General features: G+C 55.8%; 1 protein-coding gene. It reads right to left on the bottom strand.

Annotated elements, in window-relative coordinates; translation table 11 throughout:
* Positions 1–11 precede the first annotated feature (11 nt).
* Positions 12–19,172, bottom strand: coding sequence for a GEVED domain-containing protein (locus tag Fuma_RS20240; RefSeq protein ID WP_077025717.1), 19,161 nt, complete (start codon positions 19,170–19,172; stop codon positions 12–14).
* Positions 19,173–19,985 lie beyond the last annotated feature (813 nt).

The raw sequence follows: 19,985 nt of genomic DNA, 5'->3' as shown, positions 1-19,985 counted from the left end.
TTTGAAAGACGTTAGTCTTTCTTTTGGCGACGTCGTCTTCGCAGTGAAGGAGTCAGCAGGGCCAAGCCTGCCATCCAGCCTTTCGCTCCCTCAGACGGCGTTTCCGTAGTGACTTCCGCAACCTGCGGCGAACCGACGGTTGGTGCGGCAGATTCTTCGGCCCAGATGGCGTCATCCCAGTTGGACATCACAGAGTCAGAATTGGCGATCGCTGCCTCATCCGTTTCTGCAACCAACGACGGTTCAGTTGCCGGTACCTCGATTGAGACCTCAGCTGAATCGTTGCTGACATTCGCCTGAGCTGGGTGAACCGATCGGCCGGAATCCTCAACCACGCGAGCTGGAATCAGGCTGATGGTGACATCTTCCTGCTGGAATTCGTTCACGGTCGGATCCACGGATGTCAGCATCACGTCGGGCTGATCGCCTGCGACTCGCTGATTGACATTCGCGGTAATCGTGAATTCAACCACGGTACTCCAGTTGCCGGTCGCGTTCGCCGCATTGATGGCTCGCACCCAAACTCGGTACGTTCCCGGGGCCAGCGGTGTGGTCGGCGTGTAAGTCGTCGCCGTGATGGTATCGACGCGGATCACAGGGTTCTGTGTGTCGCCTTTCGGTGAGACATAGATTTCATAACGAGCAGCACCGGTAGCCGACGTCCAGTTGAACGTTGGCGTGCGGTCATTGCTTGTTGGAATCGCGTCTACCACAGGAGTTGTGGCAGCGTTCACTGAGAACCGACCCTGAGCCGTTGTGCTCCACGGAGACACGCGTCCGTCTGCAGACTTCGCTCGCACCCACACAATCCATTCGCCGGAGTTGAGGGCACCTGTGACTTGGTACGACGTCGTCGTCAAGTCGTTGACTCGGATCACCGGCGTACCTTCTGAACCTTGTTCTGCGAGGTACAGTTCGAACGTGCTACGACCAGCGACTTCCGACCAGCTGATCAGCGGAGTGTTGTCGGATGTATTGCCAATCGGCACTACTTGTGGTCGACCACCGACTTCGAAGGTTTCGCCGTTACTCCATGTGGTCACCGTTGTGCCGCCAGCCGCATTCTCTCCGGTAACGCTGCCGCGAGTCCACACTTTGTAGCGTCCGTTTGGAAGGTCTTCCGGCAGCTGGTAGCTGGTTCCGACGACGCCGTCTTCAATACGAATGATCTGAGCCGGGACGACGTCCACTTTGTTAATCCAAACCTGGTACGTATCGATTTCAGGCTGGGAATTCCATGAGAACGTTGGCCGCGGATTGAAAGTCGGTCCGATCGGGTTCATGACCGGTGGCGTCGTCACTTCAAAGTCAAACGGATCACTCCACGGGCTTTGTTCGCCAAGGTCTGTGGTGGCTCGCACCCAGTAACGATAGCGGCCGACTGGCAGGTCAGTTGGCACTGTCCAGCTGGAAGAGGTCAGGTTTCTGGCCACGGTGACGGTCTTACCGGCCATGACATCTGTGAGCCAGAATTCGAACGTCACGCCCGCCAGCGACTGCTGAGCTGTGAGCGTTGGCCGTGGCGAATTGGTCTTTCGGAAGTCCGGTTGACCGATGCCTTCCGTCGGTCCATGAGCAACCGGAGCGGCACCAATCTGGAAGACGTGTAGCGTGCTCCAGTCAGAAAGCACAGTGCCTGCAGCATCGCCGTACGATCGGATTCGAGCTTCATAGCCACCCGGTGGCAATGCTGAACCCGCTGGAATGGTGAACGAAGTGCCCGTGATCCCCGCTTGAGTGAACACCACATTGTTGTTCACGAAGTCGCGAATCTCGATTTCCGTAGATACGGCTCCCGTGGCTTCCGTCCATGTGAATTCCGGCGTGCTGTCGTAGATGCCGACGGCAGGTGTCAGAATTTCCGGAGGTGTGCTGACAGTGAATGTAGCTGGAAGGCTCAACACAGAAACCGTCGAACCTGTAGACGCAGCCGCTGGTACGTTGCTGGCTTTGACTCGCACTTCATAGTTGCCTAAAGGCAGCGAAGATGCGGCTGGGACCGTGTGCTGAGTGCCCGTAACGGCCAGCAGTTCGTAAGCGACCTGAGACGTCACCGTGTTGACGATTTCAATGTCGTAGTGGTCGGCTCCGTTAACGGCACTCCACGCGATCGTCGGCGTAGAATCCGGTAAGCGACCGCCAGGTTGGCTGATGACTGGAGGGATAGCGACGACAAACGTTTCGGCAGTCGTCCAGGCCGCCTGATAGCCTTCACCCGTGACGCCACGCACTTCAACCGTATATTCACCCAGTGGCAGGACCTGAGTCACATCAACGGTCAGACCCGCGACGCCGGCAATGATTTGCGGCGAAGTCGCGTCCGTAATATTTGTGATGCGGACATCGTAAGTCGCAGCACCTGGAACTGAGTTCCAGGTTACCGTTGGAGTGGCGTCGGCAATCGTTCCGATCGGAGCGGTAATAACCGGCGCCGTGCGGACAGCGAACTGCGAGAATGCACTCCAATCGCCGACCTGTCCTGTCGTGTCTTCGATTGCTCGCACGCGACTGCGGTATTCGCCGATTGGCAATTCGCTGGCCAGCGTGTAAGACGACGCCGTGCCCGGCACATTCAAGTCTTCAAAGACGGTTGCACCCGTCAGGGCAGACTGAATTTGCAATTCGTAATGATCGGTCTTGTCGATCGGTGTGAAGGTGATTGGTGGAAGGCCGTTGGTCTGGTTGCCGGTTGGCGAAGTGACGGCAATGGCCACCACTTCAAATGTGTCCAACTGACTGATCGGACCGGCTTCGCCTGCGCGGTTGAACGCTGTCACGTAGGCGGTGTAGACGCCAGGTGGCAACGGATCGCTAAGCGAAATCGACTGAGACGTGTGACCTTCTTCGAAGCCCACAACCTGATCGCTGGCGTTGCGAAGTTCGATGTTGTACGTGACGTTGGCACCAGCCGGAGTTCCGGCTGAGTCCTGCCACTGCAACAGCGGCGTGAGGTCGCTGGTTTGAGACCACATCGGCAGCACGTGTGTGACTTCCGTTGCATCCAGCAGAGGAGAAATCTGGAACTGGTAGTCTTCCACTTCCCCGTCATCGGCTCGACCCGTTGGAGCTAAGCTGCCAGCACTGCTGAAGCGGGCACGAGCGTAAGTGTCCACACCGGTCACCGCTGATCCGGCCGCAATGGTGAAGTTGAACGTGTTGTCACCCGCGACCAGATCGTAGCTTGTGCCACCGTTGAGGTGTTCTGCGGGATCGAAGTCGCCATCGTTGTTGAAGTCGATCCAGATGTCCAACTTACCGGCCGCCGAAGCGTTAGCCGTGAAGAAGGATTCCAAAGCGAAGCTGCCATCAGCCTGCATGCCTGGATCAAACACAATGCCGTCTTCGTCCGCACCGTCGTCTGCCTGACCATCCAGTTCGGTATCGATGGTGGCTCCCAAATGGAACCCGTCGACGAACGTATGCGCCGCACCATTCGGCTTCAACGTACCATAGTTGGCATCCGGAGCGTCGCCGTAATCGACCGTGTGGATCGTTAGCGTGGCTGTTGTTGTGACCGAAGTACCAGCGTATGTGTCGGTGACTTGCAGCGTGATGTTGTTTACACCTGGAACCGTCAGGTTCAGGTTGGCCAGATCCACTGCGCTGACGGTTGTCTGGCTGGTGGTCAGGTCGACAAGGTCAAAGACGCTGTCGCCATTCAGGTCCCAACTATAAAGCAATTCTTCGGTCGGAGGCCCCGGGAATTCGAGGTCCGGGTCAGTCGTGGCGGACGCATCAAGGTTGAGCGCGTCGCCCAAATCGATCACGTAGTTCGGCGTTGACGGAACCGGCGGGTCTGGCTGAGCATTAACGGTGACTGTGATGGTCAGAGCGTCTGCCTGGTTGTCATCCAGTGGGTGAGTTGTCGGGCCATCGTCGACCAGCCAAATATCAAATGTCGCTGTGCCTGCTGTGTTGGCGGCGGCTTCATAGGTTAGCTTGCCATCGGCCGAAACTGCAAACTGGGTAAACACCAGGTTGCCATTAGTCACCACTGGTGAGGTGGTCTGGAAGGTTGGTGTCTGAATGGTCGCCGGCAGTGTCGTTTCGTCAGTGGCATCAACAGGGCCAACTGCTACAGAGGCGATCAGATCAATCGGCCCCACGACGCCATCGTCTTCATTACTGGTTTCCGTCGTACTGTTCAAGGTGAAGAATGGTGCATCGTTGACGGGATTGACAACCAGTTCTGCCGTAAACGGAGCTGAGCTGGCGGGAACGTGATTGGGGTCGCTTGCGTCGGCGTCTACCAACGTAAACGTAAACTGTGCTCGTCCGTTGGTATTCGGCGCGACTTCGTACGTCAGCGTGGCAGTGGTAAGAGAAGCGTCGACAGTTAGCGTTGGAGCCTGCAGGAAGACAAGATTGCCTTCGAGAATCACTGGCTGCTCCATCACGAAGCTCGTGGTCTGAGCTGATTCCGAAGGAGGTCCCGGTGTGATCCCCGTTACGTAGTTCGCAACTGTCTGGACGCCGACCGTGTCTTCATCAATCGCCGATAGGTTCGATGGCGGGTCAAATGTCGGCGGATCATTGACAGAAATTACATCAATCTCAATGACATCCGTATCAAACTCCGGTGCGTCGTTAGGTGGTCCCGTAAACTGCCCGCGACCATTCGCTCCCGTATCGTCTGTGGCGATCGTAATCGTCGCTGGTGGAATCGTGCGACTGGCCGGATCCTGTAGTGGTAGCAGGTTGAAGTACTCATCCGGCGGCACAAACGACAGACCGTCCAGTGCGTTGTTGATGTCGGTGATCGATCCGAAGAACGTGATCGACGCCTCGCTCGTGCCCGTGTTTCCGGTGGGGAATGTCAGGCCCGTTGTTGAGCCCAGAGTCAATAGTCCGGTCGAGGTGGACAGGACAACATTCAGCCGAGGATCATCCGCCAGATGTACATCGGCGTCCGATACTGTAATTGCCGTACCGTTCGCTTCACTAAAGACAAGTGTGCTGCCTTCATTCATGGTTTGATTGGGGGGCACATGATTGATTGGTGGGTCATTAACGCCGTCGGTCACCAGGATCTGGAACACCGTGGTACCATCCAGCTGATTCGCCGCAAGATATTCGCCCGCCAGGTCCTGAACTCCGCCAATAGAATTCGGATTCAGTGGGTCGATCGGCTGGTTGGCAATTTCTATCGTGTAGCGTCGTTCGAATTCAAACGATGTCACGGCTGTAAAAATGACATCATTGTTGACGGAGTTATACGCCCAGACGTAATGCACGCCTTCGATCAGGGGCACGCCATCCTGGGAGAGTGTGAATTGATCAGTGTTGACCTTTGAGTCATCAATGCCAATCCCTTGATCCTCCAGACGAACACGGAATTCGCGCAGATCTGACGGCAGGTTCACCCAGACTTCGGCGATATCCGGATCGATATCACTCAACGCATTATCTTCCGGATTGGTCAAAACTGCGATCGGTGGGAAGACGTCAACGCGGTCGATGGCTCCGCGATCAATAAAGACAAATCCACCCTGCCCGGACAGTGGCCCCTGACCATCGCCTCGGACCTGGCCATATACGTCCTGTTGAGGTGCCAGCAGCGGCGACAGTCCTCCGCCTAGTGGCGTTTTCACGCGTACGATTTCCGGATTGTCACCGAGTGATTCGAGAGAACTGTCGATCGCTTTGGAGCCAGGAGCCGGGTAGTAGTTACCGGATGCGGCGTCGACGAACAAAGGTTCATTAGGAGCCAGCACCAGCGAAAATGTTCCCAGTCCGGCGTTGGAGTTCGTGTTGTTATTCTGGAACAGTGTAGAGCCGATGACGGCACTGGCCGCATTGACGTCGATGCCCAGATTGAAATTGGCCACGATGTTGTTCAGCAGCGTCGGGCTGGCGCCCTGGTTGACCGTAATTCCCGTTCCACCGCCAGAACCGACAACCGTGTTGTTGACGATGCGGCCGACAGAAGCCACGCCGTTGGGACTCGTGCCTGCGTCTCCGCTGTAGAAGATACCGCCGGTTCCGTTATTGGCGATCACGTTGTTCGAAACAACAACTCCTGGAACCAAACGTTGAGTATTGACTTCCTGAGTGGTTCGCACGGAGCCCGGATGAGCCAGACCGTCGGCACGGTTTCCGTTGTCGACAAGGATGCCGTAGCTTCCTGAATCCCTCACAAAACTCGACTGAATGATGATCTGCCCCTGTTCACGCAGCCGATTGCTGTCACCGGTTGCATTAAACACGGTGATCTGCAGCAACTGGCTGAGTGCCGGATCGGCTTGAATGGAAGCGTTTCCTGTGAGGTGCAGTGTGCGACTGTTGCCCGTGGTGACCACGGCGTCGTCAGTGTCACTGAAAATAGCCTGGACGCCGAATTGGTCGGTCAGATGGGCGGGCGTCAGTGCATCCTGGGACGCCTGAGAATTGATGGCGGTCGCGACTCGTCGAGCGATTTCTTCCTGGTTGTCCTGAGCCGTTCCGGCGGTTCCGAAAATCGGTTCAAAGGGCACTGCGATATGCCCCGGATCGGGCGCGGTGTTCGATCCTCGCGTGTCGATAAACTGATAGTTGACCGTATTAATTCCATTCGACACCGAAAAGGTTGATCGGTCTGGAATTAACGTAGCATTCGGCAGCGTGACAGCGATCCCCTGGACTTCGCGATCATTGGTGTCCAGTGTGCGATAGAGAACGTTTGTCGGCTGAGCCAATTGAGACAAACCGTAGTTCGTACTGGTTCTGATCTCAACGTCGTAAACGCCGTTGAGGATGTCCAGATTGACATTGAATTCGCCAAATTCATTAAATTCGGCTTTGTTTTCTGCGCCGGAATCATCGACGTCTGGATTCTGCATGAATCCGTTACCGGCGGGCGCGTTTGTCACCATTTCGCCACGTTCAGCGAAGCCGATTATGATGTCGTCCAGGTACAGGCCTTCCACGTCGTTTGCCATCCCGCGAACTGATCCAGGACGCTGTGCCGCCTGACTGTTCACGTAACCTGCGTCCGGTCCGGAAAACGCGCCGAATTCGTCACCCGGCAGGATTTGGACGAACTGTAGCGGGCCAGGGTCCACGATGTCGTGACGGATCAGCCGAACAAGGTTTTCGTGGCCCTTGATGTTGTTGATGTCACTGGCGGCATATATATCGGCCATTCCCTGGCGAATTGCTAGAGCCACTTCGCTTTCCGACATCGTCGGATCAATCAAAATGGTCGGATTACCGCCGGTGTTTGAGCCCGCGCGTCCACTGACCAGCAGAGTGGTACCGGGCGTCGTCAGTGACGTTGCGCTGCGGATTGTGACGCGATTGTCGTTAACCACCGAAGGGCCGCCCCCTACTGTGCCGATAGCCGTGTCTGGCTGGTCGTGGAACAGAGACGTCCCTATGGCATCCACGACCAGTGGTGAACCGATTTCGTCTATCAGAAGTAGGGCTCCGGCCGGCCGCGAGATCTCCGTGAAGAAGAATGGATTGCCCCCACTTCCATCATCCAGAATGGTCAGTCCGTCACTTCCCGGGTCGTTGTAGGTCAGTAGTGCACCTGAGAAACCCGGGTCCTGCAGAAAGTAAACTTCGCCGGCGACATTGAACGATTCGTCAGCACCGAAGAATCCGTCGATCGCCGCCACAATGTCGTCGCCGTCCCAGTTGCCGGCACCATCACTGCCAATCTGAAACGCTGTGGGCGTGGTCGTGTCAGTAAATGTGAACGACACGTTTCGGTAGGTCAAAACGTCGCCAGCCACTGCGTCGGCCGGGCTGATCCTTAGCCGAGCATAGTCTGAGACGCGTAGGCTGTTGTTTGGGCCGCTGGTTGTGTAGTTGATTTCCGCTTCACTCGGAATATTTACCCTCGTACCGGTGCGGAACGCATCGGTCCAGTTCGTGAAGCCGAAGTTCTGGAAGAATGCATTCAACTGAGTGACTGTGTTATTCGCTACGACAATTTCGTTGACGTCTGTCTGGATTTCCTGGCTGTTGCCCGGAGCACCCCCGACATACGTGAATGGGAAGAAATCCACGTCAATCGTGTCGCCGTTTACCGCAGCAGCATCTGGACCATTGATTACAAACGACGTGCCCAGGAGTCCGCCTGCGCCACCGGCAATTTCTACATATGGCGGATTGGCAATTTTCTTAATGGCCACTGCAGGAACAATAACGTCATCCGCAGCCGCTGTTTCAGTCACCTGAATTGCAAACGCTCCGCTACTGTCCGCGACAGCCGTCACTGCAAACGTGTTCAGGTTGGCATTCGAAGATGCCTGCCCGTTGACTAGCTGGTTATTGGTCCATGCCTGAGTGAATCCAGAAAATCCATTGGCGTCGAAAATACTGACATTCTGGCTGGAGGTTGAGTTGGTGTCCCCGGCGAAAACGTAGATTTCATACGTGGCGTTGGGTTCAAGGTCGGTGAATGAAAAAGCCAGGCCCGCTTCGTCCGACAATGCACCATCAATGTTATCCAGCGGGCTCGTATGCGTCGGGAGGTTTCCGTTATCTGGTGTGCTGCTAACCGTACCGCCTGTCGTTCCGGGAAAGAACGCTACGTCCAGGTCAACTTTTGTGGCATTGCCCAGTTCGTCTTGCAAATTTGTCAGCGAAAACGGAGTCCCAGCGTTGGCGCCGGACGCATTCCAGTTGGTTGGGGTGAGATCCCCGGCCGGGCCAAAGTCAATGCCAATCAGTTCGTCTGCGGTGCTGGAAAATGCCGTTGCACGCGGTATGAGTCCATCGGCGGCCAGCGCGTTGTTTATCGCTGTTGCTGCCAGCGTTGCAAAGTCATCGGCCGTCGTGGTGCTGTTATAGACAATATCGACGGCGTTGGCAGAACCAAACGTCGGACTGGTCGTGAAGGTAAACGTCGTGCCGAACAGTGTAAATGAATCCCCTTCCACATTCTGAGGTGTCGCGTTACTAAAGTTCAGGCGAGCACCTTCGTAGATACCGTTTAACGGTGATGATAAGTTCGGAATGGTCACTCGCACCAAATCCTGAATCGCCGTACCAGCACCAAAATTATTATTGATGATCCGCGTTGCTTCTGCAGCCACTGCCAGTGGATCATCACCCTGACGAGTCAGAATATCGGCCGCACGGGTAGGGTTGTCCGTAAAGCGAAATGCCACCCCGTTGAGCTCGAACTGGTAGCCTTCCAGTTGATTGACGCTTTGGATCACGATCGTGCCGCCACGTTGAAAGCTGTTTGCGGTGAACGGGATGCTCGGCACGCTGACTCGTTCGGGCGCAGCCGCCGCAACGGGAAGCACCGTGCCCACACCCAGAGCGCCGTCGATGGCCGTGCGGACTCGCGCCGCGATCGTGGCAGCAGTTTCCCCGGCGGCGGCCAGGATGTCATTGGGTCTCGTCGGATTGTCCGTGAACGTAAACGTCACGCCGCCGATTGTGAAGTTCTCCAGCTGATGATCCGAAGGTGTTGCCACATCCGACAGATACATTGTGCCGCCGGTAAAGAATGCGTCTGCAACTGTTGGTAGATTCGGCACGCTGATCCGGGTAGGCGCACCGGCGTCATACAGAGCCGTGCCGGCTCCCAGCACTGTGTTAATGACAGTGGCTGCCTGCTGAGCGATATCTGCCGACGTTGTGTTGACTGCGATATCGATGTCGGAACCCAGCTTTGGATTCGCCGTAAAGGTGAACGTCTGACCCAAAACCGTGAAGGATTCTCCTTCCAGGCCAAACGGGGTGGGCACGTCCAGCGCTCCGCCGAATTCAACGCCGCCTCCGCCAACAATAAACAGGTCGACGATATCACCATTCGGGAACGCAGAGCCAGCACCTAGCACGGTGTTAACGGTTTGTGCTGTACGAGCAGCAATAGTGGCGGCGGTGTCGCCGACTTCAGCCAGAATGTCTGAGGGCAGCAGCGGGTTTGCGGTAAACGTGAAGTTGGTTCCAAAGTAACGGAAAGATTCATTCTGGATACTGCCGCCATCCGCCATCTGAAGACTGTTTCCGCCATAATACGCATTCAGAAATGCATTGGCTCGCTCAGCAAGCGTGGCTGCAGAATCTGATGGCAAAGTCAGTATGTCTGTTCCCGTGGTGGGATTGGCAGAAAACGTAAATGTGTCACTAAAGCCCAGTCCAGTCACGGTGAACGTCTGACCGATGGCGGCATTTCCTGTCGGAACGGTCAATTGGGCGCCCAGGTCAAATTCGAAGGTCTGGAACCCGGTATTGTTGCCAAACTGATCGACGGTGGAAAGCGTGAATGTATCTCCATCTACCAGCTCCGCACCGGACACCGCGTAGAGTTCGATACCGGTCGTACCGAGATTGCCGACATCCATCGATCCAGCTGTGCTGAAATCAAATCGCAGTTTTAGACTACTTTGCCCCGCATAGTTGCTCAGATCAACTTTCGCCTGTCGCCAATCAGCGGTGTCGAACGTTTCCACAACATCAGGAAAATTCTGTCGCGACGGATTGTTACTTAACCCATCAGCCAAGACTTCGTCGGCACCAATGTCGAATTCGTCGGGACGATCTGATTCTTCGTAGGAATTGTTTGTGGAAAGTAGCCGCCACTGTCCGCCTTCGTCCTGCACAAAAACGCGGAACGAATCGTGCATGAGCGTGTCTGGATTAGGCCCATGATCGAATTCGGGTTCGGGAGTTTCAGTCTGGAGCCAGTAGCTGAAATACAGTGAAGGCTTGTCTTCGGCAGAGTAGCCTTCCAGACTGAATTCATTACTTACGACCGAACCGTACGCTCCGCCGGGAAAGTCCAGGTTGTTGTTGACGGAGTTCAGGATACTGTTGTCTCCCGCCGTGTTCTTGTTGCCAGATTCCCGGTTTCCTCCGAAGCTTGGGTCCGGCGTGTTGCCGCCGCCCTCAAAGCCGAAGTATAGGCTGTTGCCACCCGGTTCCGGCAAGAACACGCTGTCGTCGAACGTATTCACGTCTACCCCGTGACCGTCGTCGGCTGCATCCAGACTCCCGCGTCTGCTGGTAACATGCCACAGGTTGTAGTCCAGCGTGCTGAACGCCAGGCCATTGGCACCGTTCAGCCCAGTGCTGATGGAAGTCTGCCCGTCGACGAAAACTGGTTGCAATTCGCCCGTTGTGTCGAAGGCATACATGTCGCCGTTTTGAGTAATGCCAAACAGTGTTTGAGCGAACAAGCCACCTTCCACATTTTCCGGACCCAGAGTCAGCCCCTGGAAGTTCAGGTTCAACCCGCCAATGCCAGCCAGGTCGGCTCCGATATTGCGAATGAAAGTTGTGCGGATTCGGTTGAAAAAGGTTCTTCTCGAAGCGGATTTCGGGTCGACTGTCTGTCCGCCGCTGGCAGACCGCTCCACTCGGTAAAGTCCGCCCGCGTCGTCGACAACGTAGAATGAACTGCCGCCATCCAGAGTCACCATGCCAGTGACCTGCCCCTGCAAACCGCCGTTGTTGAAGGTTGTGTCAACAAATCCCCATTCTCGTTCTGGGGTCCCGGCACCGTCCCGGGCACTAAAACCACCGTTGCCGGTCCGAGGCACATTGCCGTTGCCATCAACGCTGGAATTGGCCAAGTTCAGGTTGTACAGAATGTTGCTGGTGTAAGCGGCAGCGACAGATCCGTTTTGCCCATTTTTGAGGCCAAGCGTAGTGCGGTCACCGATCACCCACAGGTCGGCAGTGTCGTTACCATTGGAAGATCCGCTATATGTCATCGCGTTGAATTGAATTCCAACGTCGTGCGCCGCAACGCCATTTCCTTGCGGATTCAGCAGTTGAGTGGTGATGCCGTCGTCGCCCCGATTCGCGATGGATCCATTGCCCGTGTCGATTTGTAGGTAGTTCCCGATGAGGCCATCGGTGGGAATATTAGTTCCTGTCGGCGGGGTGGTCGAAAGTGCATGCAACTGGCCGTCCGCCCGCATGGCGATATCGCCGATTCCAATGTTGAATCCGCCCAGAACAGTTTCGACGGCACCAGTAAACGGGTCGACAGAACGCACAGCAGTCTGGTCGTTAGGCTTTGTGCTACCGTTTTGTGAAACAAACAGCGTGACGTCGCCTAGATGGAACGGCACGACATGCTGCGGATCGATGTCTCCGCCAAAGTTCACCTCAAACAAGTCTGTGACCGGCGGGGAGGCCGAAGTAATGGGGAAATCCCCGGTTTCAATCTGGCCCGTGACTGGGTTGAAGACAAAGGTTGACGGATAAAATCGCTCTTCGGCGATTCGTCTTGTGGAGTTCAACGGTTCGAGGCGAATCAGTGGCTCTGTGGGGTTGTCGACGTAAAACTGATTCAGTACGGACGGAAGGCGATCGTTATTAAAGACCGCTAGCGTGTAGGTGCCGGAGATCAGTTCAACAGGACCAATGAAGCCATCTGCTGAACCGTTGCTGCCTCGCGTGATGTCGTCGATATCCGCAGCACTGGTATTTTGACGGTTGACCAGTTTTCCCTTGTCATCGCCGATATTGGAATCGCGACCGATTAATATCAGTTCGTTTGCGCTATTGAAGACGGCGATCGTGGTGTTGGCACTTGAGAAACCGTCGGCGTAATCGAGGTCGAAAGTTACGGGCACATGAGCCGCATCGTCACCATCTCCTGCGATCGTTTGGGTGACGTCGTAGGCGACTTCAAACTGGTAGAAGTCGATGTCAGCGTTGCTGATGTCCAGGGACCCCGATATCGAAATTGCAGCGCGGTCTGTGTTCAGGACGTTTGGCAGAACCGTTACGCCACCTGTTTCTTCCGCTTCGCCGGTTATCAATCCGTGAATCGGCTGCCCAATCACTTCGATACCGGTGCTCGCGTAGCGCACGTCAGCATTTGTCACCTGCGAGCCGGGAAATTCGTCGACATCCTGCAGACGAACCTGCAGCTGGTAAGTTCCAGCTGTTAGGCCGTCGCCAATGCTGCTGTTGCTTTGTAGCGATGTGCGGTCATTGATGTCCGGCAGGGTTTCGACGCGAACATCGTCGACGAACCAGTCGTCTGTCGTGCCGCCGCCAACCGAACTAGTGCTGAATCGCAGCGCGAAGGTCGCATGCAGCGCGGCGGCGGGCAGGTTGACGATTGATTTTTGGAACTGATTCATATCAGCACCGGCACCCAACTGGCGTTCAAGTTCGATCCAAACACCTGCCGCGTTTCGGTAACTCAACACTAGGTCTTCACCCGGCTCCGGTGAGTCCCCGCCGCCGGTTCGTTGATATGAATAAACCACGCTGGCCCCCGCCGCAGCCGCAAGGTCGATGTCGACGGATTCGATGCGATCCGCACCGGCGGGGTTGGTATTGAGTCGCGCCGCCACGACACCGCTCGGTTCACTAAGTGCCGTTCCATCCACCTCTGCAGATACGACTGTGGCCCAGTGAGTCGGCCTGAAGGAACCGGTTTCGAAATCGTCAGAAAAGACGACTGTGGGCGCGAAGCTGGCGTTCAGGTTGCTGCTGCGTACTCGGATAAAGTAAGACTGCCTGACACCGACGGCGCCGGGCAGAGTGACTCGCATGCCTGCATCGGCGGCGTTGGTCGTGTACAGGTCTCGTGTGAAATAACGGGAATATTCGAGTGTAAATGCTTGAGTGCTCCCGTCGGTGAATACCGGGTAAACGCCGTTTTCCTCATCCAGGGTATTGTCTGACTGGGCCAGAATGTTTCCATTGGAGTCAAGCAATTCCACGACAGAATCGAGTCCCACGCTAGTGCGATCGATGTCCAGCCAAACATGCGTGCCCGCTTCGCCCTCGAAGCTGTACATGTCCTGATCACCGATGGAATCGATTGCGCCGTGAATCTGGAATCCCAATCGCAGATTCTCATCGCCAGACTTCACGTCGGGGGCTAGCAGTCCGAGTACCTCGGACGTGCCCACCGTGTTGTTGACATCTGCCGAGTCCCGGTCCGCCACTTCGCTTTCCACAACGACTCGCACATTTCGGTCGTGGGCGTACTGATCAATTCGCACACTCCGCCAGTCGTTTGGCGAACCCACGCTGGGGCCGTCGTTGTTGGTGTCGCGCAATGGGAACCCGCGAAGGTCAAAACCGGCTCCGACACCATCGTCGTTCAAAGACGTCAGGACTACCGGCTGGCCAGGCTGGCCAATGATCTGCAAAGATCCCCCAATGCGATCGTCGATGTCAATCGGATAGCCATTGGCTGTAAAGCCTGCGTTGGCTCCCAGCAGTTTTACGACCAAGCTTGCCGCTGAACTGCTTTCCAATCGCAGCCCGCCAAATGTGTGGTGATCCGGGACTAAGATTTCCTCAGTTAAGACGTGAACGATGTCGGTGTCGTCCCACACGCTTTGAGTGGTCAGCGTGGCCGGCCGAACCAGCATTCCGTTAATCGAATTGTTGCCGAGGCGGTTGTCATCGATCAGCGGTCCCTGATTGCCAACCAAGCTGGCAAATGCATTCGCAAAGCCTGTTGAGCGACCGCGATCAGCCACGATATTGCTGTTCAACGCATTGGCGTTGATAGAAATCACGGGGCCCAGATTGCTGCGGAAATCGTTACCGACAATGACAGGTTGAGCACCGCGGACAAAGATCGTGCCGCTCGAATTGGAAAACAGGCCGTAACGGCTTCCAGGAGCACTGCCGCCACGGCCGGTCGCATTCTCTTCCAGAACTGAGTTTGTGATTCGCGCGTCGGCCTGATGGATTTCAATGGCGTTGAAACCGGCAAAGTCATTTTCAACAGGAATCACGCCGCCGCCGAATGTAATTAGCGACTGATCAATACTAGCGGAGCCGAGATGCCCTACGTAAATTCCGCCCCAGTCACCCGCACCGGGAAGGCTATTGGTCCGTGATTCGACAATCCGCACATCGTCCACAAACCAGTCACCGACCGTGCCCCGCGCGTTCGAAGTATTTGGATTTCCAAAACCGAATCGTACGGCCGAATTTACGTGAATCGCAGCGGCGGGAAGTGAGACTGTGGATGCTAGATACTGCGTCATATCTGTGCCAGCTGCAGGGAGTGACTGGAGAGTCACCCAGTTGCCGATGCTATTTCTGTACTGCACAAACAGGTCCGCATCAGGCGTGCTGCCGCCACCCGTGCGTTGATACGAAAATTGCAGTTCCAATGCAGCCTGACCGACCAGATTCACTGAAGTGGTCTGGATTTCCGTTCCCGCCACCAAATGAGCACTCAGCGATCCGCTGGTTTCGCCAAGTCCCTGATCATCGATCGTGGCCGTTGTGGAAGCACTCCAGTCGGCCGCATCAAATTGTCCGCCTTCAAAATTATCAGCGAAAAAGACTGTCAGTGCACTGACCAAATCGCCATCGTCGTTGGTGTCAAAAGTACCGCCTGCCCCGTACCGGTCGTCCAGACGCGAGGTGAAAATAATCTCCCGCCCCGGCTGTGCTTCAGCGATAAACTGAGCTCCAATTTCGGATTCAATTCGAGCACCCTGCAATTTGACGACCAGTCCAGGATCGATCGCCAGACGTGCATCAAATCGGCCTCGGCTGCGCGACGTGACAGTCGTGTCCAGCACTCGCTGAAGAGTCGTGCCGTCGTCCAGGTAATTCGATTCTGATCGACCCAGTTCGGCGACCAATGTAAACGTGCCACTGCCGGACGGATCGCTGCGGTACAGTCGACGACCTGCATATTCTGGTGGTGCCGATGGCATTCCTGAGATCACAACGCTGTTGCTTGTTCCGCCGGTCACGATGGCTGGGGGCGTAACGGCGGACGCTGGGCTTTCAAAGCCTTCCTCACCGACAAAAGTCAGACGATAAGTGTAGCTTCCCGCCGTCAAGCTGCCTCCTGCCACACTCCGGGGGCTGACGATCATCAGCGCCGAGTCCGGTCCGTTTTCGACCAGTATCGGACCGCCGGGAGTTCCCTGTATTTCCAGATTTTGAGCGACGACGTGAACGATGTCAGTATCATCGAACCGGCCGGACACAGTCAGCTTTTTGGTCGGAGCCCCCGCCGTCGTTTGTGCCCGAATAAAGATGCCGTTGGTTGAGTTATCAATCAGCGTGTTCCAGTAAATATCCGGCCCGACTCGCTGATAGTCGCTGGTGAAGGCCTGAGTCCCTTCCTGAAATTTGGGCGCGTGGAACGTGTTTTCTTCGAAGCTGTCCGGGTCTGCCGAGATACCTGAATCCAGCGAACGTGTAATCGTGTTGTGGACAATTGTTGGTTGCGCTTCCGTGATGTTGATCGGGCTGATCGGTTGCAACACCGAGTCCACGATGACGTTGCCGCCACCGTAGCGAACATCGGCGTGACCAATGTAGTTCAGAAAAATACCTTCATCCTGATAGTTGAAACGACCTTCGGCGCGGTCAACATCATTACGGAAAACGATCCCGCCCCAGTTTCCAGGGATCGCACTGGTCGGTATCGGGGTCGTATCCGTGCCGACCGTTTCGTCCAGCCACGACGTAAAGACGACATCGTTTCCGGGCGTGCCAAGAATCTGTAGTGCACCTGCGGATCGGTCCGAACCTGCCGTCGAACTTCCCACACCAATTCGCGAAGCACGCAGCTTAAGCATGGCTCCTGCATCGATCATCACCGTCACGCCCTGAGGCACGGACAACGTACTACCGTCAATCAGAGGCTGATTGGAGGTGTTGGTGCCGATTTGATACGGCGTGTTGTCTTCAATCGTGGTGATGTCGTTGTCAGCACCGCCGTTGCCCACGATGCGGACGATCTGGCCCGGAGTGGCGGCTGCCAGGGCCTGATCGATTTCCAGAAACGGTGAGGCTTCCGAGCCATTATTCGCTCGACCAGCAACGTCTTTGTCTGCAGCTTCTTTATCGACCAGCAGTGTGTCGCCAGGCGCAGTTGCTCGGAACCAGAAGTTATAGACGCCGCCTGCAACGCCATCACTGTCGCCGTCGAAGGCCGTGCCATCCGTGTCCTGAAGAATATTTCCCGTGCCAGTGATGCTTGGTCGGAAGTTCAGTCGCAGATCGTATTTGCCTTGCGAAGTCCCTTCAGCACCAGTACCGGGAACGGCCGGGTCGTAGGAATCGTTGCCGGTCGACGAAACGCCAATGAAATACTTACCTACATCCAGATTTAATTCCAAATACGAATCTTCACTGAAGTAGTCGTCGTTTTGAGCAATCGCTTCACGAGAGCCGTCAGCGTTCTCACGGAACAATCGAATGTGCGAATCCAGCTGGCTGGCATCTGCCAGTCGTTCCGCCATGACCTCGGCCGTGAATTGTCCGGGTTCTGTGACCTCGAATTCGTAAAGGTCGATGTCGATACTGTCCGGACGGTGCAGATACTGCAGGTGCACAAGGTCATTATCGCCCGGGAAAACAGGTTCTGCAAAGCCATTGAATGCGCCAGGGTTGGTGTTACCAAATCCGTCGCCTGCATTGACGGTTACTGGCGAAAGGTCCGACGCGTGGCCGATGCTCAGCAAATGTCCGATTTCGTGCATTGCCGTCTGAAACCAGCTCGCGCCAGGAGAATCATCCCAGACTTCCGCCTGATCCATGATCGCCACGCCCCCGCCTGCGATCCCCGTCACGCCGCCCGGACCGGTCGGCACCAATGGGTCAAGAGCTCGCAAGTCGCCTGTAGCAATCGTCAAGCCACTATTCAGTGTTTCCTGAACGTCAATTCCAGTGACCGTGCTGTAGTATTCGAAGACTTCCCGAGCCCGCTGTTTCTGCGCTTCTGTGATCGTGTTCAGCAGGATTTGACCAGCCGGATCAAAGCCGTAAACGTCCTGAAAATTGTAGTTAATCTGCGACGTTCCGGCTTGGCTGTCGGGGCCGCCATTCAAATGGGTTTCGATTTCAATATCACGATGTCCCGGCTCATCAATGCCACCGGGATAATCAAATGGGTATGGCTGCGCTTCAATGGCGGAAGAGATTACGTGGCTCTTGTTTGCGCTGTTTGCAAGATCTCCCAAGCTGACAAGTGACGACGAGTCGAAGCTGTCGCCGGGGTCCTGAATCGCATTGAACGTGTTCTGTACAGGAGTCAGCGGGATGGCTTCGTTGGTGCCCACGCGCAGGCGATACGTGCCCGCCCCCGCCAACAGATGAATGTCCTGAGAGAACAACAACGTTGCGGTATCGGTGGCCGCATCGTAAACCACAGACTGCGGGTTGATGATTTGTGGCCCGGTGGCTGGATTGTTGTCCAGGTCGTTGTCGTCAAGATTTGAAATCGTATCGTTGGTGAAAATCAACTGATAGAACTGCACGTCCTGAGCCACTGCGGCGGGCATGTCGTCGTCGTTGAAGTACAACACGATTTGGTCACGCGCTTGACTAATCACGCCGCTTCCATCGCGCGTCACGGGTTGCGGATCGACCGCAATAATCCGAGCTCCCAGATCCAGTGAAAACTCAAATGTCGTGTCGGCACCGTTGTTCAGTGTTTCGCCAACAATGCTGCGGATCGGAGTGGCACTCGAACCGTCGAGCAAAATGCGGTAATCGTCGTCCGGCAGGTTTTCTGCAAATCGAACGACGACTTCTTCGGGTACGTCGCCAATCCCTACGAAGCCGATGTCCACGAATTCTTCATTGCCGTCTCCGAAGGAACCGTCGTGACCGGCGCGTTCAACTCGCACCGTGCCGGTGTTGATCGTCAGCGGATCAATCACCTGCCCGGGATTAAACTGCAGGGTCAATTCGTTGGGTGCAATATGCCGAGTCTCGCCAGGTTGCAGAAATTCACCCACGTTGGGACGTACAGCAACAACACTTGGCGGCGGCAATTGAATGGAGAAATCGAAGGTGTCGCCTACTCCGCCATTGAAAGCTTCGCCACCTGAGTTGGCCAATGCGCCAGAGATGTTAATTCGATACAGGTCGCTCGGAAGCGGCTGACTTAACTGCAGCAGCACTTCGTTGACATCTGAACCTACACCGACAAACGTGAGCGGAATGATGACGTCGTTGCCGTCGAACGCGCCATCCTGCCCGGCTCGTTCCAGCGTAAACGACGTTCCAATCGTTCCCGGATCAAGGTCTGGTGCAGTGCTAAAGTCCAGCGTAAACGCGCTGGGGGAGTAGTTGATTTCCGAATCCTCGGCAATCACTCGATTGGCTTCGTCCTGAACGTCAATCAGCTGAGGAGCCGCTAGCAGGTGGCGAGATTCCAGGTGCTCGAGGCTTGTTGCCGCCTGCTCGGGGGTGCGACGGTTTGGCCGCCGAGGCGAGGATTGAAGTCGACTACGGAACGACTGGAGCCATGTTGAGATCAGCATGTTGCTTCCCTGAAGCCTGAGAAATCATTGATTATTGAAGAACGCGACAGACTGGATCGGAGCGGCAGGTCTGGCCCGACCAGTGTGTGTTGACGGTACGATGCGAGCGGTCAGATGACTAAATTCCTGACCACTCAGACCAGTTTGGATGAGGACCTTCGAGAGTGCGCACAGGCAGCCCATGAGCGTGCACCATGCCCCGTCATAGGACGGCCATTATCCCTAAATCAAACACCGCAAAGTCCAGAAAAAAAACAACCAAATGTGGAATTGCGCCTACATCTGGACGCCGCAACATAACAGTATCTGCCCACTGCGGAAAGATCCGTGCCAGACTGACGCCTTCGGTCAACCTTGGCGTGGTGCGACAAGATACGGAGAGTGGGCATTGTTGGATAAGTGTGTGTCTGAGGATTGCGATGGCCCACGCAACAGAGATCGGAATTTTTGAAGACTTTCACGGAAGAAATCTGCATGGAAGTGCCTGAACAGCTCGGGATTGTCTGAAACCACCAAGGGCTTTGCCTTCCGTCACCATCAGTGGACTCCAGGCCGGCATGCTCTTGTCTAACGCCGCGCACGAAATAGCCAGTGTTTTTATTGATGGTAGCGAAATCTCCTGGCACTTCGGCTTTGACACGAAGGCTTGGGGGCTGGCTCTGTTTCATCTGCCGCCGGAATGGCTTTCACTAGACCTCGCAAGGGACCATGCTGCTGACGCCGCAATGAATGCGGCAGGTGGTACGGGTGGCGTTTCGATAGCGGGCACCTGTGAAGGGAAGGATTCGGGGATGGGCGACACACCACCTTGCT

The sequence above is a fragment of the Fuerstiella marisgermanici genome (assembly GCF_001983935.1).
In the GTDB taxonomy this organism is placed as follows: Bacteria; Planctomycetota; Planctomycetia; order Planctomycetales; family Planctomycetaceae; genus Fuerstiella; species Fuerstiella marisgermanici.
Note: the sequence above shows the minus strand (reverse complement) of the source record. Positions and strands in the feature narration are given on the sequence as shown.